The organism is Legionella moravica DSM 19234 (assembly GCF_000423305.1).
GTDB classification, from domain to species: Bacteria; Pseudomonadota; Gammaproteobacteria; order Legionellales; family Legionellaceae; genus Legionella; species Legionella moravica.
Map to the genome: position 1 here is coordinate 25,260 of NZ_AUHS01000027.1, position 25,111 is coordinate 50,370.

Below are 25,111 nucleotides of genomic sequence, written 5' to 3' on the forward strand. Positions count from 1 at the left end.
GCCAAAATTAAAATCGGGAAGAAGGGGCACCAATGGAAGGACGCGCTTGTATCTCTTCAAATATCTTTTGCCGTGTATTGAGCCAGTCTATTTGTTCTTCCAGAACTTGTATATTTTCTAAAGGGGCAATGTGATTCAAGTTCTTTTGCATCTCTTCCCAGAATAATCCTCTAACAGCAAATCCCTGCCTTGCTCTCTCTATAGAAGGATTAAGACAGCTCGTTTCCATCGCCAGTTGCAGCTGGTGCTTTTCATAAGATAAATCTACAAGAACTAATTCTTCGGCCTGAATCCTGTCTCGTATACTTTGCCAGCCTGCCTTTTTAATCTCATCTTCCAATTCTTTTCTGATAATGTCTTCAGTAGTTTCAGCCGCCATACGGCCTATATGAACGTTCGACAGCTCCTTAGTGTGAGGCATACTGCGACGAAGCATATGATAGAAATTTCGTGCGAACATCAATTACAACCCGTTTTTTTTAGTCTCATATTATCACAAATATCAATTTTTTTGTAAACCAAGCACAAATCGGTTAAAAAATAAACTCAAATTGATTTTAAATTGAACTGAGTTGTAATATAATCATCCATCTATTGTTTACAGAGATTGATATGTTTGGAAAAGGCATCTCTTCTTTTTTATTCCGCCCCCGGACCACACCCGCCCCCGTTCAACCACAGAAATGGTTTGAAAAGCAACTGATGGAAAGTGGATTAAATGCTAAAATTTCCAGAGAACACTTAAAAAAATCTCAGGCTACAGTTAAAGTTTATTACAACACCAATTATCTGTCCGACGGACTTGCTGTTCAAAATTCATTAACGAAGATACCCGCGGTTAACGTCGCAGGAGACCGATCGGGATATTTCCAAAATGGACTCAGTTTTCCGCCTGATCTTGATTTTTTTGCTAACATCCCTGAAGGCCATCCTGAATTATTATCTCCTGTTGAGCGGCTCATATCGGCAAAAAAGCTGATTTTTTCAGAAAGTCATGTTTTTGCCTCAGGTGGTTATCCCAATGCGAATCCAGTAAGGGTATATCCCAAGCCCATCAATGTTGGACTTTTTTCTTTACCTGGCGCTACCTTCGAAAATAGTTATCTGCATTATCGATTGTTTATGCTTGATCCCAAGAACTTTAAAATTGATACCGCTAAATTTGAATCAATTTATAAAAATCTGCCCACTGAATTTGCAGTGGCAAAAATGGAATTAGGTACTTATGATTTAAATCATTCATTAATACGCATCAGAACTGGATTACCCTACCTTGCCCGAACGTACTCAGGAACTTACTATCCATCCTTTAATCAATCCAATGCGGTAATCTTTCAATCAGAAGCATATTTTCGACACCTGTTAGAAGATACTTCGTTACTGTTGGCCTCTGTAAATGATGCGGCAAAGAGTACGGGCAGACCAGCATTTTTAAAAGCAACCGCAGTAGGAATGGGTTTTTTTGCCAAAATTGATGGGCATTATGATATTCAGCATATGCTGTACCCTTATTTTCTAAGAGCCTTCAGAAAACTACTCAATGAACAAAGCTATCCCTGGATTGCTAAAGTAGAATTTCCCTTGTTTAGCGAAAGACAACACATGCAATTTGAATCAGTTTTTGAAGATTATAAAAGCTCCATCGAGGTCATCCGAACAGGCCGAGATGTATTACAGTTCACAGAAAAAGAAACCGACATCTATTTTCCCTGCGCGGTGAATCCATCCGATGCCTTTGCATATACAGGCAATGAATGGGGATTTGGCAGCGTTGAATCAATGATAGGTAACAACAGTTCCCTACGTTTTGATCAAGTGATTCATGCAAATCCTTTACTGTTAGACATGAAGCATCATATTCCTGTCAGAATAATGGAGGATTACCAAGCGAAAATCGAAGCAACCAGCATCGCTAAACTACGAAGCCAGAACCTCAAAATAGAAACAAACATCCCTGAAGCAGACGCCGATCCTCGGTCACATCAACTGCGTCTCTAAAATTTGAATTTTTGCTCAGAACGAAAAAAAGGGGGAGTAGTGCTGGAATAAATGTTCAGCACTACTCCCCCTCGGTACAGCGGAGACTAAATCGAATAATCTGTCTTATTCATTTTTAGGGAATATTCAACGGCACCAATTATCCTTTCATCTCCTTCAACGCGACTTGCCAATCGTTCCGGAGACATATCGGTATAAAGATGTTGGCAAAAGGCCGCAAACGTCTCTTCACTGCCGTTAACCAACAGCCAGTTAAGGATATTTCGCTCTGAAATAAAATCCGTTTTCCGCATAGTCTTTGGAAGATCCTCATTAAACTCAACCATTAAATTAGGAACCATTCGACCGTCTAAAAATTTACTCTGATATGTAGGACAGGTCGATGCGAGCCATTGATCCAAAGGCTGATGTTCCAGAACCAATTGTTCATGTTCTTTATCCAGGCTATCGGCTTCTATTCCTGTATCGATTTTTAGCATTCCTAAACACGTTGCTGAACCGTAAAAGATATGAATCCAAGATTGAATTGTATGCGTTCTATTATCTTTTATGAATTGTTCTAAATGCTTGAGAGATGAACAAGCACCCCAGCCAAAAGGATTCTCATTAAATTTTTGATACTGTTCTACATCAGAAAACCGTAACGCCATTAATTCATCTTTTGTAGCTCGAGCCATTAATCCCCCCTGCTTATGCAACATGGCATGACTTCGACCGTCTACACGAAACAATAATTTTGGCTGTTGCAATTTGACTAATGGACGCCCTATTCGAGGATTTCCCAAATTATTAAGAGTATTCCCTATCTCATGAGCTTTATCCTTCACTTTGTGTTTTAAATGCAAAAACCATTTTGCGGAATACATAGCTTGCCTCTTTATAATAACGATGATTTGTAACGCTGAAGCTCTTTGCTTCTCATGATCAAAGCGATTATATCTGGCAAATATTAACTAAAAATTAAGCACCGCCCTTATTTATTAAAAGATTTATAGAGTTTAGGTGCTGTTGACATTTCATTATGTTCAAGCCAACTTTCCGCGACTTGTTCGCGGAATCGATAGATCGTGCGCAAAACAAGAATATATTGCGCCTATAAAGAGTGAATTGGATCCCGCGAACAAGTCGCGGGACGTCGAAACTTGAATTGTCAACAGACCCTAGAATCGATTGACCATTTCGCGATCGATGCCAAGAGAGGCGTTGGGAATAAATTGATTAATACTTAACCCACCCTGATATCTAAGACCGGTATGATTTTTAAATCAGCCGGCAGCATGCTCAATAAATAATCTCTTAATCGGATTAAATTCATTGCACACTCGCAAACCCAAACCACGCAACGCAGTTAACGGGGTAAACGTATGAGTAAAGACTTGTTTAAAGCCCTCCATTAGCATAATGGTTTGCCATACAGCATGTTTGCGCTCTCGTTGATAGGCCCCCATTCTCTTGCTGGATATTAAGGTATCATTCCCTTGATCCAGGAGTTTTAGCCAGGAAGTCACATCTGCCAATCCCAGATTTAACCCCAATCCTGCCAAAGGATGGATGGTATGGGCTGCATCACCAAGAAGCAACCACCGTTTTCCAGTGTATTGCTTCACATGCCTCATTCTTAATGGAAATTGGTGCCGTTCGCTTGTTAAGGTGACCAGGCCTAAATGTTGAGCAAATGATCGGGTAATTTCTGTATTAAATTCACTCGGTTCGAGGGCCATCAATTTTTGTGCTCGAACAGGATTAGTTGACCAAACAATAGAGCATTGATGTGCATTGACTAAGGGCAAAAATGCCAAGGTTCCATCTGAATTAAATACCTGGTACGCGGTTTTTAAATGAGGTTGCTCCGTTTGTACCGTTGCAACTAATGCATTTTGATTATAAGACCAACTGCTTACATCAATCTTTAATTTATTACGGGTTGGCGAATTCGCACCATCAGCAATCATCAGTAATTGCCCTTCCCAGACACCATTAGAACTGGAAATCCTAATCCCATTCTCAATATGGGTAACGTCTTCAACAGCACAATCAGAAAACAAACAGAGATTGGATTCAATCGAAGCCCGTTGCAATAATCCTTGTTTTAAAATGGACTCTTCGATAATGGAGCCTAAATTCTGTTCCGCAATAAGACGTGAATCAAAATCAATGTACGCACCACTCGAAGCGTCCCAGACGTGCATGTGGTTGTATGGAGATATCCGTGTTGCATCCAGACAGTCCCATACATCCAATTTCTGCAATAAACACTGTGATGCCCTGTTAATCGCATAAACACGTTTATCCGTATCAGAAACATCGGCTTCTAATGGCCCCGCATCAATCAAGGCAACAGAGTAATTTCGTTGAGCCATAGCAATGGCCGCGGATAATCCAACGATTCCTCCGCCGATTACAAGTACATCAAATCTCTGGCTCATTCTAACTCCCGTTTGCTTAAGGCAATGTCACAAACCAAATCAGGTATAAACCCGCCAAACCCACGTGCATAACGTGCAAGAATGTTTTTTAGAGCCGGAATATTATCCAGGGCAATGAGACCAATATTTCGTGCCAGACCAACCCCGGGAAAACGACTGGTAAAGAGTTGAATCAAACCATCCGTAGAGCGGGTTATCACCCGCTGATCATGCAGCCTTAACTGCAGGTACTCATCCAGCATGTCCGAGTTAAGCCCTTTTTGGGCGATACATTGCGCGAGAGTCGCTACGTCCCGTATTCCAAGATTAAAGCCCTGACCTGCAACCGGATGCAGTGTGTGTGCCGCATTACCCACAAAAACAACAGGCCATTGGGCTTGTTGAGGCATCAAAACCTGTTTTAGTGGATAGGTAAATCGTTTTCCAACCTGGACAAATCGTCCTAAACGATACCCAAACTCTTGCTGCAGTTCTTTAAGAAAAAGGCCATCACTTAACGCCATTAATTTTTTTGCTTTTTCTGGAGGCATAGCCCAAACCAAGGACATTTTCTTATCCTGCATGGGTAGAAGGGCAAGAGGACCATGAACGGTAAATCGTTCATAAGCCTTGAAATTATGAGGCTTTAGCAAACCTATATTGGCAACAAGTGCATTTTGCCCATAACTTTTGGATTGTGCCGTTAAAGCGCATAATTTACGGATTTCAGAATCAGCGCCATCGGCGGCAACAATTAATTGTGCTTCGATACGCATGTCGCCAGATTGCGTTGCAACGGTTACTGTTTTATTCTCACGATCCAATGCCGTGACAGTCGCTGGGGCCAATAATTGATTTTTGTCTAATAATTGATGTAATGCCTGATTAATATATTGTATTTCAACAACATAACCCAGAGGATTTTTTTCATCCCCCTGCAATCGGGACACACCAAAGCGATGCTGGTCTGAAACATGAATCATAGTAATCGGCGTCACATAGTCTTTAAGAATATCCCACACACCGAGCATGCTTAATATGCGCTTGCTGGCCGGCGATAAAGCAATAGACCTGGCATCAAAATCAGGATTGACTTTATCACTAAATGGCTTCGATTCGACCAATAAAGTACGATGCCCTAAACCATTCAAAGCCAGCATTAAGGTGGCACCGGTCAAACCACCACCCACTATGAGAATATCAGTCTGTATGTCAGTCACGCATCAACGCCTCAATTTCTTCTACATCAACAGGTAACGCTGCAGTTAATACTTCATGACCTGTAGGAGTAACCACTACATCGTCCTCTATTCGAACCCCAATATCCCACCAACGTTTGTCTACGCCACTCATCCCGGTGCTAATGTAAATTCCTGGTTCTACAGTCAACACCATGCCCGGCTCAAGAGGCCGCCATTCATTATTTATTTTATAACGTCCCGAATCATGAACATCAAGACCCAACCAATGGCCTGAGTTGTGCATATAAAAAGGTTTGTATGCTTCTTTTTCAATAAGTTCATCCACGTCCCCGTGTAAAAGTCCCAATTCAACCAGACCAGAAGTTAATATTCTGACCATTATTTGTTGAACAGTATTCCATGGAATCCCGGGTTTAATGACCGCAATACCCGCTTTTTGGGCTTTAAGTACCAGTTCATAAATGCTTTTTTGCTCTGGGCTAAATGTGCCGCTAACAGGAAAAGTCCGAGTAATGTCTGCTGCATAATTACCGTATTCACCGCCTGCATCAATAAGCACCAAATCACCTCGTCTCAATGGCTTATTGTTATCAGTGTAATGAAGAATACAGGCATTTTCACCACTTCCTACTATAGGATCATATGCGACACTTCGGCATCCATGGCGGCTGAATTCATGAATAAGTTCCGCTTCCAATTGATACTCATGCTCCATATGTTTACATACTTGCATCGCACGTTTATGCGCGCTTACTGAAATACTGGCGGCACGTCGCATTAAATCAAGTTCTGCTTCGCTCTTAAACAGCCGCATCTCACTGATTAAAGGCTCCAGATCACAAAAAGTCTCAGGCGCTTTTATTCCTTTTCTGACTTGAGATTTAATCGTATTCAAAGTCGTCATTAATCGTTTTTCTAAGGACAAATCCCTGCCAAGGATAAAATAAACCGCGGTCTTCCCGCTCATGAGCTTGGGTAACTCGTCCTCAAGACTGCTGACAGGAAAGGCCTGATCCATACCCAGCTCGCTAATGGCACCATCCTGCCCCAAACGTTTGCCGGTCCATTGCTCCTGAGCTGGGTTACGTGGACGATTAAACAAAATGCTTTGGCTTGACTTACCTGAAGTGATTACCAGCAAGGCATCCGGTTCATTAAATCCCGTTAAATAATAAAAGTCACTGTCCTGACGAAATCTATAATGCGCGTCACCATTACGCAGTGATTCATGTGCCGCTGAAATTATCGCGATACTGTCGTCAGCTAATTGTTGCGCTAAATTTTTTCTTCTGGTTTCGTATTCGCTAAATAAATGCACCATCTTCACTTCCTTTTAAATTAATGTGTTGTTTCCGAACCGCCCCGTTCTCGTTCATTCATCACTAAATCACCATGGAGACGGATTACCGCCAAACGCGCATATTCACTTACTTCCATCAATGCTTTTTCATCTTCTTCATCAACATCCAGAGTCTCACAGTCCAACTCGGCAAATTCGATAATGTGCTGAAGCGCTTCCTGGGCTTCTTCTTCATAAAATTGATCCGCATCCACTCCAGCCATAGTCAAACCTTGCGTAAATCCTTCACACCACTCACTAAATGCTTGTGCTCGCTCTACTAAAGATTCATTCTCATCGGGAAGTAATAATTCAAACTCAAAATCAAAGTTGTTGATTTGCTGCTGACTTATCGCATAAACAGAAAACATAACCAATAAAGCATTCCGGCTTTCTTCATCTTTTTTATTGTTCAGTAAGGCTCGTAAATAAGCCTCGCCCTGACTGTCTGCTCCAGCACAAAGATAACCACACATCATCCCATGCAGTTCACTACCAGATATACTGAGTGACAATACAGCAATGGATTCGGCAAAATCGGCGTACTCTGGTAAATGCAAGTGGGTATTTTCTACAGACATAATTCACTCGTTTTAAAAAAATTATTAATGATAACCGATTTACAGTGAGTGTTCACCTGCATTAATCACGTTAATCAGGAATTCACACTATTTGCTGCATTCGAGCAAAATTGCTACTATTTAAATAGTACATTGCTACTTCAAAGGCATAATAATGACTCCTATTAAATCCTGTAAAGTTAAAATATTAAATAAATCATATGAAATAAAATGCCCGGAAGGCGAAGAAGGCAATTTACTGCTCGCGGCTGAGAAGCTTAATGAGCAAATGCAGATTAATAAAAGCAAATTTAAGATGCTTGATAATTTTCATAATTTATTACTTGCGGCCCTGGATATTGGTCACGAGTTAATTCTGTGCAAAACAGAACAAGAACAGCAACGACTTAAAGTGACCCAATTTATCACTTCTTTGGAAAATAAAATTAATAAGACCGTTGGCGGAGAAGCCGATAACATGCCACAAACAGATTAATCAAATAATTTACTTTAAGACACTCTATAATAAACGTATTGGTCTAGTTGAAAGGAATTCATCATGCGACGTCAATGGTATATTGGATTTGGGGTAGTGTTATTAACGTTAATGGCCCTGTTTGCAATGTTTCATGACATCAGATGGTTTATCGGCTTCATGATTCCTATACTCATCCTCTGGGTTTATGATCTGTGTCAAAAAAAGCACAGTATTTTACGAAATTTCCCCGTACTAGGCCACGTCCGATTTTTTCTTGAGTTCATAAGGCCAGAGATTCAACAATATTTCGTAGCAACTGATGAAAGCGAACTTCCGTTTAACAGGGAAATGCGTTCTCTTGTATATCAACGAGCAAAAAACACCCGTGATACGATTCCGTTTGGTACAGAGCGCGACATCACCAGCATAGGGTATACCTGGGCCCTTCACTCACTGGTACCCAAGCACGCCGCGGAAGTTGAAGATCGAATTATGGTAGGCGGACCAGATTGCAAAAAACCCTATAATGCCTCTCGATTGAATATTTCAGCAATGAGTTTTGGTTCCTTATCCGCAAATGCCATCATGGCATTAAACAAAGGGGCAATGATTGGTGGTTTTGCTCATAACACAGGTGAAGGAGGGCTAAGCCCTTATCATTTGCAAGGTGGCGACATCATTTTTCAGATAGGAACTGCCTATTTTGGTTGCCGAGATGAACATGGCAATTTCAACGATGAGGAATTTATTAAAGAAGCCAATCGCAATGAAGTTAAAATGATAGAAATCAAACTGTCCCAGGGGGCCAAACCCTCGCATGGCGGCATATTACCAGCAGCCAAATTAACACAAGAAATAGCCACAGTGCGAAAAGTTAAAATGGGAACTGATGTACTATCACCGATTGCTCATTCCACGTTTGATACCCCGGTTGGATTATTGCATTTTGTAAAAAAACTCCGCGATCTTTCTGGAGGAAAGCCTATTGGGTTTAAACTATGCCTTGGCCGCAAAGATGAATTTCTCGCCATATGCAAAGCCATGCTAAAAACACAAATATTGCCCGATTTCATTACAGTTGACGGAGCAGAGGGAGGAACAGGGGCTGCTCCGGTAGAATATGCCAATTTTATAGGCACGCCATTGGAAGCTGGATTGGTTTTTGTTCATAATGCCCTTGTAGGCATCAATGTTCGGGATAAAATTCGAATTATCTGCAGCGGTAAAGTAACCAATGGTTTTGATTTGGTTACCAATATTGCTCTGGGAGCGGATATGTGCAACTCAGCCAGAGCGATGATGATGGCCGTAGGCTGTCTGCAATCTAAACAATGCAATGCCAACACCTGCCCAACCGGAGTAGCAACTCAAAATAAACGGTTGCAATTTGGCTTGGTTGTCGACGAAAAAAAACATCAGGTAGCCAACTTTCACAACAATACCATCAAGAGCTTTTTAGAAATGGTTGGTGCATTGGGTTTAAATAATCCCAGTGATTTAAGACCAAGCCATATAATGAGACGCATCAGCGTTAATGAAGTAAAACCCTTCAATGAACTGTACGAGTACCTCTCACCTGGTCAATTGCTAGGTGAGAATATTCCCGGCAGTTTTAGAGAGTTTTGGGACAGGGCGAATCCAGAAAAATTTTAGTTGTAAAACATAGGTAAGGCCCAAACTGATCGATCAAATATGCTCAATATGACCATCATAGTGACAACTATGCTATACTCATTTTATGCTGTGCACCGTATTCCCAACGCCTGGCGGATAGTCATCATCGAAGGAATCGATATATGGACATCAGAGAACGCTATTTAGTTAAAAATCGCACTCATGAGGAGATACGGCGAGGTGGAGCTATTGGCAATCTCAATGAGGGAATTGAAATTATCCTGCATAACCTACCTACTCGTTTAATCGCCTGGCCTGGAAATGGTTTTCAAACTGAGAGCATTCACGTATTAACCTTGGCTCCAGGTTTAGAAAGCCCAATGTATCGCTATCAGATTTCTGAAGAGGCTTTATTGTGTATGCAAGGAAAGGGCGAAGTCTATCTTCATAACCAATGGGTTGAAATTGAAGCCGGTGATATTGCTTATTTTCCTGAAAATATTCCGCATGCTGTCCGAAATCCAGCCGGAAATAAAGAAGATTTTGTTTTGGTGAATTCGATTACCCCGCCTTTAGTTAGTCTTTATGAAGAATCAGGTTTTTATATTCAGGCCCTGGGAACAATCGATTTTGACGCAGCAGAAGCCGCAAAAGACCGAATTATTCCAGGTAACTTGTCCACAGAAAATCAAATGCATTTTAACGACACTCACCCGCAGCTTCGTGCCTGGACTATGAAAGCCAGAGAAGTACGACAAAAAGGAGCACTGTTCAACGTATTTATGGGAGCTGAGTTCACCGCCAATGGCAGTCCGATGCGATTTGTCTTATGGCCTGGTCATGGTGCACGTCAATGTGGATTTCATTTAACACGTTGTTCTCCAGGTGATTTATTCGCTGCTCATACTCACCCCGTTTCTGATGAATGTGTTGTCATTTGGGCTGGCTCAGCCCGAGGATTTCTGGATAACCACTGGATAGAAATGTACCCCCATGAGTGTTTACTCGCACCCTGTGGCGTTCCCCATGGCGGTCCATTAAATGTAAAAATCGAATCAAAGGGGTTGCATGAAGCAAAAGCACACACACTGTGGGGAGGATTCGCATCGCCGCCTCAAGGTGATTTGTATCTGCGAGCTGCTTATATTAAAAATCAGACATTTGAAGATCCGCCTGCGATACGATTTACTGACATAGAGCCTATAAAATAAATGAATATTAAAGACAGCCTTACACCACGCTCCATTATTCTAAAAAGTCATGTCAACAGATATACTTTTTTAGGGTTAGCCATTGCTGTAAGCAGTATATTGATTGCCAGCCTGATCGTTTCCTATCAAATGACTGGCTCGGTGAGTTTAGCCGGCTTTATAAAAGCGCAACGTTCCAATCCGGCAATTTGGGTATTAGATTTAACCCCTTTTATGTTCGTCTATTGGGGTCAAGCATTCTGTGAAGGCCTGGTAAACAGAGCACAAACCCTATTGGTTGATCAAACCCGAGAATTTTTAAATATCAGTGGAAATCTGGAGTTAAAACTCCGATACGAGAGTAATCATGACAATTTAACCAGTTTACCGAATAGCCGCATGCTAAGCGAGCAAATGAAACAAGGGATAGAACAATTAGGCACCCAGGGGCAATTGGCTCTCATCATAATAAAAATTAATGATTTTCAAGCCATTAATTATAATTTCGGTGCATTTAACGCCAATACGCTCTTGAAACAATTTGCCGATCAATTAAAAAATCTGTTAATCGACCCTTATATGCTGGAGGTCTCGATCGGGTTGAACATGGTTTCGCGCTTGCAAAGCGATGAGTTTGCTTTTTTACTCCCCAGACTAAAAAAAGAATTCAATACGAATGAATTATTAGAAAAAATGCTGAAATTAATCCCGTCGAATTATGCTATTGATGGTATCAATATAAACATCAACACCACAGCCGGTATTGCCGTCTACCCGTTCCACGGTCAGGATGACGTAACCTTGATAAACCATGCCAGCATTGCCGTATATCATGCTCGAAAAGACGGCAGGCCTTATGCCATCTATAACCCGGAAATGCAGGATGATTTAGTTCAGAATCGAATCATGATCAATGAATTGAAACGCTCTATTGAACATAATGAACTGGAAATTTATTATTTACCCATCATCAATCTGGCTTCCGGCCAAATCATAGGGGCGGAATCTCATATACGATTTGAACACCCTGAATACGGCATATTAAGCCCTGAAAAATTTATCCCCTTGGTTGAGGGTACGAGTTTAATTCAACAATTAACCGAATTTATGCTGAAAGGAGTGATTCAACAAATTGCCAGTTGGCAAAGTGAAGGCTACGCATTATCAGCATCAGTCAATCTGTCAGTAAAAGATGCTTCAAATAAAGAGCTACCCGGTCTCATCGAAGAATTACTTGATCGATATAAAGTACCCCCTTCCCGTTTTATACTCGAATTTACTGAAAGAGCCTGTTTAACAGAACAAACTACAACCAAAGAAGTGCTTGGCAAGCTCTCTGCAATCGGAATACAGTTATCCATTGCAGATTTTTGCAGTGGCGATACCTCGTTTATTTATTTAACCAACTACCCAATAAACGAGGTCAAAATTGAAAAATCCTATGTATTTAAAATGACGCATGATCCCAAGAAAATTAAGATTGTTGAGGCAATTATAAAAATTGCCAATACATTAGGACTAAAAACGATGGCGGATGGAATTGCTGATCACGATACTTTAGAACAATTAAAAGAGCTGGGCTGTCAATCCGGCCAGGGGGTGTATTTTTCTCATCCCGTTAAAGCCAGTGAATTTAAATCACTATTGAATAAAACATTTCCACGTTAACATGAATGCCCCCAACAAGGCATTCATTTAATATCCACTCTAGAACTATTTTTATCACATTAATATTTTTTTCTATGTTTTAATAAAAAAGCGCTGCTATAATGTAGTTAACCCGATGGCAAGTGATTTTAGAACCAACGCTCATTAACCAGGGGAGCATCCTGTAATCGGCGTTGTGCAAGCCCACCACAGCAGTGGGAAGCCTGAACCGATTCATCCGCCCCCCACTTGAACCCCAGGGTTCAAAATCGATGACTGTCGGGTTATACCTTCATTAACTGCTCTTTCAACAACAGATACTCATCCCTAACCTTGGCGGCCTGTTCAAACTCCATGTTCTTGGCGTGCAAGTACATTTTCTTTTCCAGGAGATTAATTTGCTTGACCAGCTCCTGCTCTGACCAATGCATGTATTCAGGTACTTTTTCTGCCACAGCCGTTTTTCGCTTACCGATATAAGCGCCTTCCATAATATCTTCCACAGACTTATTAATCCCCATGGGAGTTATGCCATGTTTCAGGTTAAAGGCTTTTTGTTTTTCCCGTCGTCTGTCTGTTTCATCCAGGGCTCTTTGCATGGAACCAGTGATTTTATCTGCATAAAGAATCGCCCTTCCTTTTACATTTCGTGCAGCACGACCTATGGTTTGAATTAAAGAACGATCCGAACGCAAAAATCCTTCCTTATCGGCATCAAGGATGGCCACTAATGCAACCTCCGGCATATCAAGACCTTCACGCAGTAAATTAATCCCTACAAGGACATCAAATTCGCCCAAACGTAAATCACGGATGATTTCAACCCGCTCTACTGTATCTACATCGGAGTGCAAATAGCGCACTTTAATTCCATGTTCCGTTAAATAATCCGTTAAATCTTCTGCCATTCTTTTAGTTAAAGTAGTCACCAGGACACGCCCCCCCTCCCTGATGACCTGACGCGTTTCAGACATTAAATCGTCGACCTGAGTTCGTACTGGTCTGATTTCCACTTCCGGATCAATCAATCCGGTGGGACGAACTACCTGCTCGGCAATATTGGACGAATGTTCCTGCTCATAAGGCCCTGGTGTTGCAGAAATATAAATGGTTTGCGGTGAACGATCTTCAAATTCTTCAAAGCGTAAAGGACGATTGTCCAAGGCTGAGGGCAAGCGAAATCCATAATTGACCAAGGTTTCCTTACGAGACCTGTCTCCTTTATACATCCCGCCAACTTGAGGGACAGTCACATGTGACTCATCAATGATCAATAAGGCCTCAGGCGGCAAATAATCAAACAAGGTTGGCGGTGCTTCACCGGGTTGACGTCCAGACAAATAACGAGAGTAATTTTCAATACCCGAGCAATACCCAAGCTCCAGCATCATTTCAATATCAAAACAGGTTCGTTGTTCCAGACGCTGGGCTTCAACCAGCTTGTTTTGTGAATTAAATTCAGCAAGACGATGCTGCAACTCATCTTTTACTAACTCAACGGTTTCCAATATGCGTTCACGTGGAGTGACGTAGTGGGTTTTAGGGAAAATGGTGACGCGCGGCAAACGTTGCAGGATTTCACCGGTTAACGGATCAAAACTGGCAATATTTTCTATCTCGTCATCAAATAATTCGACTCTGATCGCGTCTTTTTCTGAATCAGCTGGAAAAATATCAACAACATCCCCATGCACCCGGAACTGACCTCTCTCCAGAGTTAAGGTATTTCGAGTGTATTGCATTTCAGCAAGGCGTTTTAAAATTTTACGCTGCCCGCATTGTTCTCCACGGGAAAGATGTAATACCATACGTAAATAGGAATCGGGATCACCCAAACCATAGATTGCAGAAACTGTAGCTACGATTATGGCATCCTTACGCTCGATTAAGGCTTTGGTTGCTGACAATCGCATCTGCTCGATGTGTTCATTGATGGATGAGTCTTTTTCTATAAAAGTATCGGAAGCAGGGACATAAGCTTCTGGCTGATAATAATCGTAGTAGGATACAAAGTATTCCACTGCATTATCAGGGAAAAAAGCTTTAAACTCGCCATAGAGTTGAGCCGCCAGCGTTTTATTCGGCGCCATAATTAACGCGGGTCTTCTCATGGCCTGAATGACATGGGCTATAGTAAAGGTTTTACCCGAGCCGGTTACGCCTAAAAGTGTTTGTTTGGCCAAACCTGATTCCAGGCCATCAATTAACGAGGCAATTGCAGTAGGTTGATCACCGGCTGGTTGGTAATTTGAATAAATTTTAAATAAGTCTTTCATATTCTATATTATATGCTAGGACACTGATAATTCACAGGAGTAACAGATGGATATCGCATTGGCGAAGCGTGTACAAAAAGTAAAACCCTCACCTACTCTGGCGGTAGCTGCAAAAGCAGCTCAGATGAAGGCACAAGGCCTTGATATCATCGGTCTTGGAACAGGGGAGCCAGACTTTGACACGCCACAACACATTAAACTTGCCGCCATTGCAGCCATTGAAGCGGGGTACACCAAATATACTGCGGTAGACGGGATTCCTGAATTAAAAGAAGCAATTCAGAATAAATTCCAGCGCGACAATGGTCTGAATTATCAGATGAATCAAATTTTAGTTTCCGTTGGCGGAAAGCAAAGTTGCTATAATTTATGCCAGGCATTCCTCAACGCAGGTGACGAAGTCATTATTCCCGCACCTTATTGGGTTTCATATCCGGATATGGTTCTATTGGCTGAAGCAGTGCCGGTCATTATTTCAACCACTCCGGAACAACGGTATAAAATCAATGCACAGCAGTTAGAACAAGCCATTACACCTAAAACCAAAATGATATTCCTGAACAGCCCCTCCAATCCCTCAGGAGTAGCCTATACATTGGATGAGTTAAAAGCTTTGGGCGCTGTATTGAAAAAACACCCCAATATTCTTATTGCTACCGACGACATGTACGAACACATCATCTGGAGCCAACCCTTCGCCAACATACTGAATGCCTGTCCCGAGTTATACGACAGAACCATAGTACTGAACGGTGTTTCCAAAGCGTATGCCATGACCGGATGGCGCATTGGGTATGCAGCAGGTCCAGCGCCTTTAATCAATGCCATGAAAACCGTGCAATCCCAATCCACATCCAACCCCTGCTCCATAGCTCAAAGAGCAGCAGTAGCGGCTTTAAATGGCAGTAACGACAGTGTCAACGAAATGGTGAATGCATTTCATCAACGACATGACTATGTAGCAGATCGATTACACAGCATCGAAGGCATTAATGTCATCCCGGCTGACGGCACCTTTTACATCTTCCCAAGTGTTCAGGCCATCATCGAGAAACGCGGCTACGCCAACGACATCGAATTTTCCGAAAAATTATTAAATGAAGTTGGAGTCGCTCTGGTACCCGGATCCGCATTCGGAACCGAAGGCTGCATCCGCATCTCATTCGCCACTGGAATAGATACATTGAAAGACGCATTAAACCGTTTACAGCGTTTTTGCAGCGAATAATAAAAAATAAATTAAAAATATACTTGACCATTAAGCGGAATCGTTTTAAGATTTCGCCTCAATTCCCCGGTAGCTCAGTCGGTAGAGCGGATGACTGTTAATCATTAGGTCGGCGGTTCGAGCCCGTCCCGGGGAGCCACTTAGGTCGATGTGGCATATTCAAGAAGACATCAAACGGTTTCCTCGTTGTAAACATTAACTTTCCTGCGTTCATTTCCAAGTTCGAGAATAAAATTGTAATAATTCGACGTTTTTCCTCTAGTTTCGAACTTTTGAATAAATCATGTGCTTTAGATGCGAATGTAAATATTGTTGCAAGCGTTTTATTAAAACTATCATCAGCCTCGGATAATCGCTGTACTCTCATATCAAGATTGTGCCTTTCTGCTTGTAGATCAATAATCATCTCGTCATAGTCTTCTCTGGAGATGGCTGTGTCTAAAAAGAGCTCTCTTGCTCGTTTAATACGGTTTTGAATTGCTTCGGCTTGTTTTAGCAGCTTGGTACGCTCTTGGATTTGATGCTCATGTTCTTCGGTAGAGCTCTTTTTAAGTTCTTTATGTAATTCAATTAAAACTGACTCTGGGATTTTCATTCCTTCTAAGACACTTTCAATCTGAGATAGGATGGCTTTCTCACTTAAATGGTAACAATGAGAGCAATCACCTTTGCTCTTGGTAGGGCTCATATAAACGTATTTTTCTTTTTTAAGATAAGGGCTATAGCTGCAGGCGCAATACTGACATTTTATGAGTCCTTTCAGTATAAACGGTTTTTCAGTTCGCTTAGACTTCACTTTCCTTTTACCTGATCGTACTCGCTGGCATTCATCAAATAACTCTTTAGAAATAAGCGTTGGATGAATATGCTTGTATAGTAGACCATTGTATTGCATATAGCCGTAGTAAAATGGATTTTGAAGAATTTTTTCGACTTGGCTTTTTGATACCTTACAGCCTTTTTTGCTTCTCAAACCTTCCTCAGTGAGCCGCAAACGAATCTCATCCATGGAATATAAGCCTGTGGCATACTCTTCAAACATCTTTTTAATAAAATCACCTCGGACGGGATCTATCGTTACCTCAACCTTTTCCTTTTTCTTATCAACACGCTTGCTGTTAAGGTAGCCTAATGGTGAATCACCCAGAATAGTTCCTTCATCTAATTTTTTGCGGGCACTGCGCTTCACGTTATCTGAAATCTTATTGCGGTAATCATTAGCAAGCAGCACATCCAGGTTTTTTCTAAATTTTTCAGAGCTATCCATGTCTCGATGCTCAATAAATTCATTTTTAATGTAATGAATTTCAATGCGATCTTGTTTGATTAAACGCTGCAATTCAATGTACTGTTCATCAAAATCACGCTGTAGCCGATCAACACAATAACAAAGCACAACAATTTTATCTTTCTGCGCCTTTACGTAACTAACCATCTTTGAGAATTCTGGCCTACCTATTGCAGTAGAACTTTCTACAACTCGAAATTGCTCCACGACAGTAAAATTTTTATCAATTGCATACTTAAAGCAGCTTTGAATTTGTGCATCTAATGAGTGTCCGTCCTCTTGATCTTTAGAGGATACTCTTGCAAATATTACAGCTTTCATTCTTCATTACCTTTTTCAATAGTCAGCCAAATCATTATTCCAACTCAAACGCTTTTAGAATACCCGCACGTTCATGTTCGGGACTTGTTCCATAGGTCGAAATAATAACACCCTGGTCTTTTTCCTGTCCTAGATTTTGTGCCAAATTAGATAGTAACAAGGGAGCTTTTACACTGTGTATCATTTTTCTGGTGATAGCATGGCGAAATGTATGCGGTTTATGATAAGGCAATTGATTTGCATTAAATGCTCGCCTAAATATTGATCTGATAACTGGCTGCGAGCGAATAAATCCTTTTTCTAAAATCAAACATGGCAACCCCTCTGTTGTGAAGCTGGATACCATCTTAGGGAAGAGTGGGCACTTATCGGTAAAACCTTGTTCTTTTAGAAAAGAGACAAAGTGGAGAATATTATTGTATAAATCGGGTATATTGCCAATAAAGAAAGCCGTGATGTTTTTAGCAAACTTTGTATTGACCAGATTGGGGTTTTGCACAAATGCCCAGGCATCAAAACTTTTAAAATATTTGATAGAGCCAAGACGCGCTGTTTGTAGTGCGCTGATTCTTGGTGCCGTTAGCAGCATTAGGCTAATCATTGCCTTATTTCTCATTTCTATGGGGGTGCTGGCTGGCATAATGCGGATGGTAGTAATGATTTCTTCAATGGTATAACTCTCTTGAAAATTGGTTGCTCGTGCTCTGTTGCGATTATTGCGAGTCAAAGTAAAATATTGAGCATCATCATATTGGATATACCTGTCATAACCCTTTTGGCGGCTTAACCACTCAAAAAATTCTCGCACTTGCGAGGTATAATGTTGCAAATAAGACATTGAAATAGCCTCGCCTGTACGTTTATTCTTTTTATTGGACAAATACTCTTTAAAACCCACAGCAAGCTTGGTGTTAAATTTCTTGAAATCGATAAACTTTGTATAAACTTCAAACTCGTGAATTGCTTTCACATAGCTATCTACTGTTTTTGGATCACGCCCTTTAGCATTTTCTAACATTTCAAAAAATTTGGATTTTATTAACTCGTTTGAGGCGTTGTATTGTATTTTTTTCACCGGTATTCTCCTTAAATTTAATATCCATTGTAGAAAGCCGCTAAGATGTATCCGGCTCTGTTTTAGATGGCTCATTTAGACCATCATTTTGTGAGCTATTTAAGTGAGTCTTGCAGGCGCTAGATAGCGGATTACATATTGTCGTTACCTCTGCCTCTTGGGTAATGAAGGTTTCCTCCAACTGCAAGCGTTCTTTTTGCTTATAAAAACGTCTTATTGTTGCTTTACAAAACTGACAAGCACCAACAGCTTGAAAGCTGCCGTTTTTATTTCTATATAGCGAAATCGTATTATCAAGAGGACAAACTATTTCCTGACATCTCAGGCATTTGAATTGATTGAAAGCAAGTTGTTGTTTGTGCTTTGCATTTCTGTTTTCCAGAAATTCTTTTATTACTTGACCATAAATGACGATTGGCTTTTTGGTGATGGCTTCCAGTTCGCCAGATTTCACCCACCCCCTTACCGTTTGCGGATGCAATTTTTTATCTGCGAACAAAGCGCAGATTTGCTCGATTGTGTAGGAGCGATATTGTTTAATCAGTCGAGGGTTGTAATATTTGAACATGATGATTTGCCTTCTTCATTACATTTTTTAGTTTGCAAAAAATAGCTTCTTCAATTTCTTGGCTGGTCTTTTTATTGATGGGGTAACACAGAGTATGTTTGCCTTTACTTGGATAAGTTAAGCGGAAACCGCCCCCGCCTAATTTACGGTGAATAGCAACGCTGGAAATATAAAAGCTGTCCTCAATAACGAAGCTTGCAAATGCGATTAAACCGTTTTGAGGCTTGATAAAATCAATCTGCACTTCTGATATTTTCATTTTTTGGCTCATTACATTGGTTGATCTGAGCCACTCTTGCTTCAACCTCTTCTAAAATCTTAAAGAAGCTCATCAGATTACCTGCAGCAGACTTTGCTTCTTCTGCTGAGATATCCTCATAAAGCTCTTTAATTGAATTGGTCAAATTTGACATGGCTCATACAAGTTTTAACGATATAAGCACACGATAACGGATTTTTTGATTAAAATATAAACAACATCTAGAGATGATCGATCACCTCTAGAGACGATCAATTTCTTTAGCGAGGTAATTGATGAATAAAGGTGTCTTTAATCGTTTCCACCGCATCAGTTAGGCTCCATTCTTCTCTTTCTGTAGTTTTCCCTTGTAGTTCTAAGGTGCGAGAATGGTTGTTTTTCAATCTAGGTGCAAGCAGCGGTTCAATATCATCAAGAAATGTTGCATCTTGTAATTTTAAATTTAAATTGTTCATGAATAGTTTCTTTGTTATTGCTTTATTGCTGCGTGCCATATATTCAGAGAAAACATCAACTGTTTTTGTAACATCAAATTCTTTTTCTTTGATGGCCAACCACAAATCGAATGCATCACGTCCTTTCTTGCGCTCATATAAAGCACGCAATTTAGTCGCAAGGAGTTCTTCAAGCTGAAAAGTATTCACTTTTGCTTCTTGAGACAACCAAGGTGACTTAACAGAAAACGGTACTTTGAGGCGATCTAAAACAGCGAAACTTTCGTGAATATTGATTTCAATTTTAATTTTCTGCTTGATGGACGCAGAACCCTCTGGAGAAAAATAAAAGAGGAGTTTAAAGCTCTGGCCAGTTTGTCGCGTTTTGGGTTGTCCCAACCATGGTTCTAGGCAATCACGTAATACATCAATGATTTCTTTAATCCCTCCTTTTGCCGTCCTTACTAAGTCGATATCCTCACTGTAACGTGCTGCGGGCGAGAAAAATAATTTGTGCAACGCGGTGCCACCGCGAAAGGCAAGCTGCTCGGATAAAAACGGATTAGAAAAAATCTCAACAATTGCTCGTGATAAAATTAAATCCTGTTCTACTTGCATATCATCAGGCCAAGGCGCAATTTGCCGCCACTGTGTAATATAGGCCATAGGAATCATTCATCAACCTCCAAATGTGTATTTACAATCACATGCCATTTCTTATTTCGCTCAATAGGCTCATAGGGCCCATGGGGTGATAATCGTACCCAATGCAATGTTTTGCCATCAAGCTTACTTAGCAACGCCTGAGTGAGCGTTTCACCCCCCAAATAATCAAGTAACCACCCTAATCGTTGTAGACCGAATGATTTCATATGGTATTGTGTCAAATCGGCTAATTTTTCCTTGTCTAACGATTCAATCAACTCAGAAAGAACAGTTGCTGCGTTATTTATCCCTGCAGCATGTTCAGGGCTGCTGACAAGATCAAATGCCAACAACTCTGGGCTTGCAACCTGTATGGTTCCTGCTAACGTATTAAATTGCCGTGTGATTTGAGTATCGATTTGTTTTTTAGCAATAAACTCAATATGTATTCGACCACAATGAATCGGAGGGCGGTTTTTGAGGGTCACGACCTGGAATCGTTGAGGCTTTTGATGTGCCGCACCATAAAATTGAGCGGCACTCAAGAAGCCAACATAATAGGGTAATCTCCAATAGCGCATTAAATCTGAAATAAACATCTCGGCTGGCAAACATTCATAGGCTTGATATTCAGGAGGGACAATCAAGTAAAACCCTCTAGCAGGGCTCACAAGCCATTTATCCTTTTTAAGACGATATAATGCATTAAGACAAGAGATTTTTTTCAATCCAAGCGCATTTTCTGCCTCTGCAATAGTGAAAGAGAAGCGCCCTTGTGCCCGTAATTCATTGATAAAATTTAATGCCTTCATCGAGAATTCCTGTGTTTATACTCTTATAATATATCATATTTCGTTATATTGCAGGAGTAAAAACACAGATTTTTGTTCTTAATCGACTACTTCGAGTTTATTTTTGAGTAACTTATAGGCATTTTTGCACCATCGATAAAATGTAGGGGTGGTCCAGTCACTGCCGTCAATGAGATGCGTTTGATAAGGTTGAAATGATTGAAGTAATTTCGGAGATTCAGCAATCATTCTCTTTGCTACGTGCGTGGATAATTGCATAGCGGAGGGGTACGTCTTTTTATTTAGTTCTTCTCTGCAAAGAATCTGAACTTGCTCTTTAAGCGCTTTATGACGCTGATATGAATTTTTCCCTCCCTTGCGCTTTTCTTCTGTGTAAAGACTGTCTTCAAACACCATATCCTCAAATTCTAATAAATTGAACTCGAACTCAGGCTCAAGCAGCTTGAAGATCCCATCGGTTTGTTCATCGTTTCTTTTGCTCACATCGATTTCAAATATCTCGCATATTGGATTTTGTATAACTCTAATTTCCTTTAGTTGGATAGCGGGAGCCGCTTTGAAGTTCATCATTAGATAGCAGTGTTTTTCATTCTTCACGTGTCTATATTTTTCTAATACGTTCTTATAACCCTTAGCAAGACTGGTGTTATTAGCATGCTTAATGTGAAGGATCAGGCGATTCTTACCGGATATGGTGAATTCAAGCATTGGCTGCCCGTCCCTCTGTTTAAAATTGATGGATATATTACTATTCTGCGAGATTAACCAAGCCCTGCAAACCGTAAAAAATAACATATATGAGTAATGGCTTCTGACATGTTTATACTCTGAATTGTGTAGCGTCCAGAATGTACGCCACATTTCTTTATTTTCTATGGTATCCCTGTAGTGATGAATAATGCCGGTTACCGCAAGCATTAATGATTCAAGATCATCAGGGCAGTCCTTGGTTTCTTTTGATAATTCAATATTGACAAATTCTTGGCTATCTTTTAACCATTTATAAAGCCCTTCATAGTCTTTTTCAAAATCATAATGTTGAGGACTATAAGCTTTTAAAGCTGTTAAAGTTTCAATAAAAAACTCTTTATTTGTTTTCAACTCTTTTAGCAATATTTCTTTTCGATACGCCTTTGTAGTTTCAAGCCAAATATCACCTATGTCCCTGTTTACTATATCTCGTAATCGTTCATTATAAGCGGCTAATTCTTCAACTATGGCGTCTACGTTATCCGCAACAGGCAGATTTGACAAAATATCGAAGGGAACAAGTTTAATCGCCTGTTTTGAGTAGGGATTAAAAAGAAGCTTGTAAGGGTTACAATTTCTCGAGGTATGGAGGCGATTGCCCTTTAAATCAAGCTTGGCCATAATCTCTTGTGTGTATCGACAAATGTCATCATCAATTATATTTTGAACCATATCGCTGATTCTATCGCCAGCGATACCGTCCTCGAGTAATGGTAATAGCAAGAATATTTCTGGGTTACCCTCCGCCAAATCAACAATCTCTTTTGCACTTTGAAGTATCTTGTCATTAAACTCGATACCTGATCCTCGTCCTTCTGTATTGCCTGAGCTATAACCAATGCAGGTGTATTGGTATTCAGGAAAGTTAACCATTCTTTTGGCCGTCCGCCAGCATTTATCCCCCACTTGGTTTGATTTTTGTAATATGAGAAGCAAATTGGCAAAGAAGGTTTTATAGGTGTTATAGGCGTTTCTAATTATTTCACTTGCGCTATCTTTTAATAAAAGAGGCTCAACAAAAACCTTGGTATCAAAATTCAATATAGGGTCGAAAACCCCCAGTTCATTGAGTCTTGCTTTATCAATATTAAAATGATCTGAAAAGTGTACCGGTTTTTTAGAGTTCATTACATTCTTGGTTTCTATTTAAAGGCCAGTGCCAAACCTAACTGGTGTTTAACCCCTGTTTTTCGTTGGTGATCATACGCCAGGCTGGTTTTATAGCAATATGCAATTAGTTTGAATTTTCATCAAATCCCTTGGATACATTAATGGACTATACTTTCTAGAGGTTAACAAGTGCCAGTGGAATATGAATAATACAAATGAATATAGCCTCGCATTAATAGCAGAACTTAAAAATAAAAATTTGGAGCGTTCAAAAATATATGTTGAAGTGATGAGCGGTGACAGAATTAGATATAAAGCTCTTGATAACGCAGGTAAAGAGCGAGAAGGAATAATAACAAAAAATGATGCATTTACCTCATTAAACTGGCATTTACTTGATAACAATAGATTAGATACATTTAAGGGAGGTGTGATTAAATCAGTTATTTATTCTGTGGCTTTAGATCGGGGTGATATTCCTATGAGCCGCAATCAAAAATTACGTCGAGCAGGACTTGTATGCGTATATTTTACTAAAAACTATGCTTACTACAAAGCTGGTTTTGATGAGAAAATCTTGATAGACAAAAATAATTTTTGGATTACTACACAAAATAACTTCTTAGATATGGCAGTTTTGGAGTGGTCGAAGTTATTTCTAAAACCGACCAATAATAAATACTATTGGACAAAAATAGTTAGGGATAAAGATAATTTTGGTAAAAAATTTAATAAATTTAATCTTAGTTATATAGAAACCTATCGTGATAAATTCGTGGCCCACCTTGATGATAAAACAATTATGAATATCCCAAAATTTGACAGCGCTTACGATTTAGTATGTTCTTTGTATAATGATATTTATCCTCAGTTAGAAGATACTCATAATTTGCCAGAGAACTTGAACGAATATTATGATGCGTGTTTAAAGGATGCCATCAAATATTATCCACTAATCAAACAATAAATTTGAAATTTCTGAGTAATTTGACTGTATTTTTTCTAAAGATAATTTCTTTTTTTCCGATACCATTAATAAATGAAGCCGAGAGTTATGTGAATATGGTATCAGATGAAACCTCTGTTAAAGACCAAAAGAGTCCACAATTAACAGAAGAATATCAAAAATTACATGTGAAGCCTTGGGATAGGTTCTTTGCTAGAAATATTGATCTTGGTGTTTTAGCGATTGTATATGGCTTCTCATTTGGAATATTCTATCCTGATTTTATTAGTGATAATAATGTAATAAATAGCTTCATAATTTTATTTTGCTGGTTTTTAATCGAACCAATTTTTTTGTCCATTTTTGGTACAACATTAGGTAAGTTTTTATTTAATATAAAAATTCGTGACGTAAATGATAAAAAACCTAAATTTTATAACAGTTTTGTAAGAAGTTTCCGGGTTTGGTGCCAAGGGTATGGCTTTGGCATACCTATTGTTTTTTTGTTTACTCTTATTTCTTCATACAGTAAGTTAAAAAATACTGGGACTACCTCATGGGATAAAGATAAATTTGTAATAACACATAGTAATTATGGATTTATAAAATCAATTATTTCGTTTTTAATTATTACGATGATAATTGGATTGTAAACGGTTAATTAACCTCACTCTTCTCAGGCATAATGAGATTGGGTAAGCTACGCATATCAGTTAGTAATGAGTGGTCAATGTTATAAGGAAGAAGGTTCTCCAGTTGTTCTAGAGTGCTGGCCTGGCGAATATGAGTAAGGACGTATTTAAACCAGGAAAAAGTTTCGATTTTATTCTGCTTACAGGTTTCAATAAGCGAGAAGAGGATACTACCGGCTTTGGCGCCGAGGTCATTGCCATGAAAGAGCCAGTTTTTTCGACCGATAACGAAAGGTTTAATGGTACGTTCACCGAGGTTATTATCGAGCTCCAA

The 25,111-nt window shown here is 40.0% G+C and carries 24 protein-coding genes, 1 tRNA gene and 1 other RNA gene; 10 read left to right on the forward strand and 16 right to left on the reverse strand.

Annotated features, from left to right (window positions below; translation table 11 throughout):
• Positions 1 to 7 precede the first annotated feature (7 nt).
• On the reverse strand, positions 8 to 460 hold the full coding sequence (locus tag G543_RS0107705; protein WP_133141367.1) for a hypothetical protein: 453 nt from the start codon (positions 458 to 460) through the stop codon (positions 8 to 10).
• A gap of 152 nt (positions 461 to 612) precedes the next feature.
• Here G543_RS0107705 and G543_RS17415 point away from each other — a divergent pair, with 152 nt between their 5' ends.
• Entirely contained in the window at positions 613 to 1,998 is a 1,386-nt protein-coding gene (locus tag G543_RS17415; protein ID WP_081675647.1) for a type IV secretion protein Dot, read from the forward strand.
• A gap of 86 nt (positions 1,999 to 2,084) precedes the next feature.
• On the opposite strand, the gene G543_RS0107715 is transcribed toward G543_RS17415, so the two are convergent.
• The 5 genes from G543_RS0107715 to G543_RS0107735 all read right to left on the reverse strand — a co-directional run bounded on the left by G543_RS0107715 (position 2,085) and on the right by G543_RS0107735 (position 7,525).
• Positions 2,085 to 2,864 carry a hypothetical protein gene (locus G543_RS0107715; protein WP_051190640.1) on the reverse strand — a complete coding sequence of 260 codons (780 nt, stop codon included), beginning with the start codon at positions 2,862 to 2,864 and terminating at the stop codon, positions 2,085 to 2,087.
• 399 nt (positions 2,865 to 3,263) lie between these two features.
• Entirely contained in the window at positions 3,264 to 4,424 is a 1,161-nt protein-coding gene (locus G543_RS0107720) for an FAD-dependent oxidoreductase (protein ID WP_028384014.1), read from the reverse strand.
• Positions 4,421 to 5,623: a 2-octaprenyl-6-methoxyphenyl hydroxylase gene (gene ubiH, locus G543_RS0107725; RefSeq protein ID WP_028384015.1), complete on the reverse strand. Its 1,203-nt coding sequence runs from the start codon at positions 5,621 to 5,623 to the stop codon at positions 4,421 to 4,423. Before ubiH ends, G543_RS0107720 begins: the two co-directional genes overlap by 4 nt.
• Entirely contained in the window at positions 5,616 to 6,926 is a 1,311-nt protein-coding gene (gene pepP, locus G543_RS0107730; protein WP_028384016.1) for a Xaa-Pro aminopeptidase, read from the reverse strand. The genes ubiH and pepP overlap by 8 nt, the downstream gene beginning before the upstream one ends.
• 17 nt (positions 6,927 to 6,943) lie before the next feature.
• Positions 6,944 to 7,525 (reverse strand): UPF0149 family protein, encoded by a 582-nt coding sequence (locus tag G543_RS0107735; protein ID WP_028384017.1) that lies wholly within the window; start codon positions 7,523 to 7,525, stop codon positions 6,944 to 6,946.
• Between the two features lie 154 nt (positions 7,526 to 7,679).
• Between G543_RS0107735 and G543_RS0107740 the strand changes: the two genes are divergently transcribed.
• From G543_RS0107740 to ssrS, 5 genes are all read left to right on the forward strand, one after another.
• Complete coding sequence (locus G543_RS0107740; RefSeq protein WP_028384018.1) at positions 7,680 to 8,000, forward strand: cell division protein ZapA; 321 nt, start codon at positions 7,680 to 7,682, stop codon at positions 7,998 to 8,000.
• A gap of 63 nt (positions 8,001 to 8,063) precedes the next feature.
• A complete protein-coding gene (locus tag G543_RS0107745) occupies positions 8,064 to 9,635 on the forward strand; it encodes an FMN-binding glutamate synthase family protein (protein WP_028384019.1) in 1,572 nt (523 codons plus the stop codon).
• A gap of 143 nt (positions 9,636 to 9,778) precedes the next feature.
• Positions 9,779 to 10,807 carry a cupin domain-containing protein gene (locus G543_RS0107750; RefSeq protein ID WP_028384020.1) on the forward strand — a complete coding sequence of 343 codons (1,029 nt, stop codon included), beginning with the start codon at positions 9,779 to 9,781 and terminating at the stop codon, positions 10,805 to 10,807.
• On the forward strand, positions 10,808 to 12,454 hold the full coding sequence (locus tag G543_RS0107755) for a putative bifunctional diguanylate cyclase/phosphodiesterase (RefSeq protein WP_028384021.1): 1,647 nt from the start codon (positions 10,808 to 10,810) through the stop codon (positions 12,452 to 12,454). It begins immediately after the preceding gene.
• A 106-nt stretch (positions 12,455 to 12,560) separates the two neighbouring features.
• Positions 12,561 to 12,723, forward strand: a non-coding RNA gene (gene ssrS, locus G543_RS18690) — 6S RNA.
• Here ssrS and uvrB read toward each other — a convergent pair.
• Positions 12,718 to 14,709, reverse strand: coding sequence for an excinuclease ABC subunit UvrB (gene uvrB / locus G543_RS0107760; RefSeq protein WP_028384022.1), 1,992 nt, complete (start codon positions 14,707 to 14,709; stop codon positions 12,718 to 12,720). The genes ssrS and uvrB overlap by 6 nt on opposite strands.
• A 46-nt stretch (positions 14,710 to 14,755) precedes the next feature.
• On the opposite strand from uvrB, the gene G543_RS0107765 reads away from it, so the two are divergent.
• Together G543_RS0107765 and G543_RS0107770 are read left to right on the forward strand one after the other, a co-directional pair.
• Positions 14,756 to 15,937, forward strand: coding sequence for a pyridoxal phosphate-dependent aminotransferase (locus G543_RS0107765; RefSeq protein WP_028384023.1), 1,182 nt, complete (start codon positions 14,756 to 14,758; stop codon positions 15,935 to 15,937).
• A 63-nt stretch (positions 15,938 to 16,000) separates the two neighbouring features.
• A tRNA-Asn gene (locus G543_RS0107770) sits at positions 16,001 to 16,076 on the forward strand.
• On the opposite strand, the gene G543_RS19550 is transcribed toward G543_RS0107770, so the two are convergent.
• The 8 genes from G543_RS19550 to G543_RS0107805 all read right to left on the reverse strand — a co-directional run bounded on the left by G543_RS19550 (position 16,035) and on the right by G543_RS0107805 (position 23,217).
• Positions 16,035 to 17,546: a recombinase family protein gene (locus G543_RS19550; protein ID WP_420795227.1), complete on the reverse strand. Its 1,512-nt coding sequence runs from the start codon at positions 17,544 to 17,546 to the stop codon at positions 16,035 to 16,037. The genes G543_RS0107770 and G543_RS19550 overlap by 42 nt on opposite strands.
• Before the next feature lie 34 nt (positions 17,547 to 17,580).
• On the reverse strand, positions 17,581 to 18,621 hold the full coding sequence (locus tag G543_RS0107775; RefSeq protein ID WP_028384024.1) for a phage integrase SAM-like domain-containing protein: 1,041 nt from the start codon (positions 18,619 to 18,621) through the stop codon (positions 17,581 to 17,583).
• A 40-nt stretch (positions 18,622 to 18,661) separates the two neighbouring features.
• Positions 18,662 to 19,189 (reverse strand): helix-turn-helix domain-containing protein, encoded by a 528-nt coding sequence (locus G543_RS0107780; RefSeq protein WP_028384025.1) that lies wholly within the window; start codon positions 19,187 to 19,189, stop codon positions 18,662 to 18,664.
• Entirely contained in the window at positions 19,158 to 19,448 is a 291-nt protein-coding gene (locus tag G543_RS0107785) for a septation protein SpoVG family protein (protein WP_028384026.1), read from the reverse strand. The genes G543_RS0107780 and G543_RS0107785 overlap by 32 nt, the downstream gene beginning before the upstream one ends.
• Entirely contained in the window at positions 19,423 to 19,602 is a 180-nt protein-coding gene (locus tag G543_RS0107790; protein ID WP_028384027.1) for a hypothetical protein, read from the reverse strand. The genes G543_RS0107785 and G543_RS0107790 overlap by 26 nt, the downstream gene beginning before the upstream one ends.
• Positions 19,603 to 19,708: 106 nt before the next feature.
• The gene (locus G543_RS17420; protein ID WP_162145884.1) at positions 19,709 to 20,548 is read right to left on the reverse strand and encodes a nucleotidyl transferase AbiEii/AbiGii toxin family protein; all 840 of its coding nucleotides are present in this window, start codon (positions 20,546 to 20,548) and stop codon (positions 19,709 to 19,711) included.
• Positions 20,549 to 20,553: 5 nt separating this feature from the next.
• Positions 20,554 to 21,339 carry a type IV toxin-antitoxin system AbiEi family antitoxin domain-containing protein gene (locus G543_RS0107800; protein WP_028384028.1) on the reverse strand — a complete coding sequence of 262 codons (786 nt, stop codon included), beginning with the start codon at positions 21,337 to 21,339 and terminating at the stop codon, positions 20,554 to 20,556.
• Positions 21,340 to 21,417: 78 nt separating this feature from the next.
• Entirely contained in the window at positions 21,418 to 23,217 is a 1,800-nt protein-coding gene (locus tag G543_RS0107805; protein WP_028384029.1) for a hypothetical protein, read from the reverse strand.
• Positions 23,218 to 23,401: 184 nt separating this feature from the next.
• On the opposite strand from G543_RS0107805, the gene G543_RS0107810 reads away from it, so the two are divergent.
• Positions 23,402 to 24,166 carry a hypothetical protein gene (locus G543_RS0107810; RefSeq protein WP_028384030.1) on the forward strand — a complete coding sequence of 255 codons (765 nt, stop codon included), beginning with the start codon at positions 23,402 to 23,404 and terminating at the stop codon, positions 24,164 to 24,166.
• A 95-nt stretch (positions 24,167 to 24,261) separates the two neighbouring features.
• Complete coding sequence (locus G543_RS0107815; RefSeq protein WP_058388995.1) at positions 24,262 to 24,798, forward strand: RDD family protein; 537 nt, start codon at positions 24,262 to 24,264, stop codon at positions 24,796 to 24,798.
• A 4-nt stretch (positions 24,799 to 24,802) separates the two neighbouring features.
• Here the strand turns inward: G543_RS0107815 and G543_RS17425 are convergent.
• Positions 24,803 to 25,111: transposase domain-containing protein (locus tag G543_RS17425; protein ID WP_155824927.1), on the reverse strand; the 309-nt coding region annotated here is incomplete at its 5' end.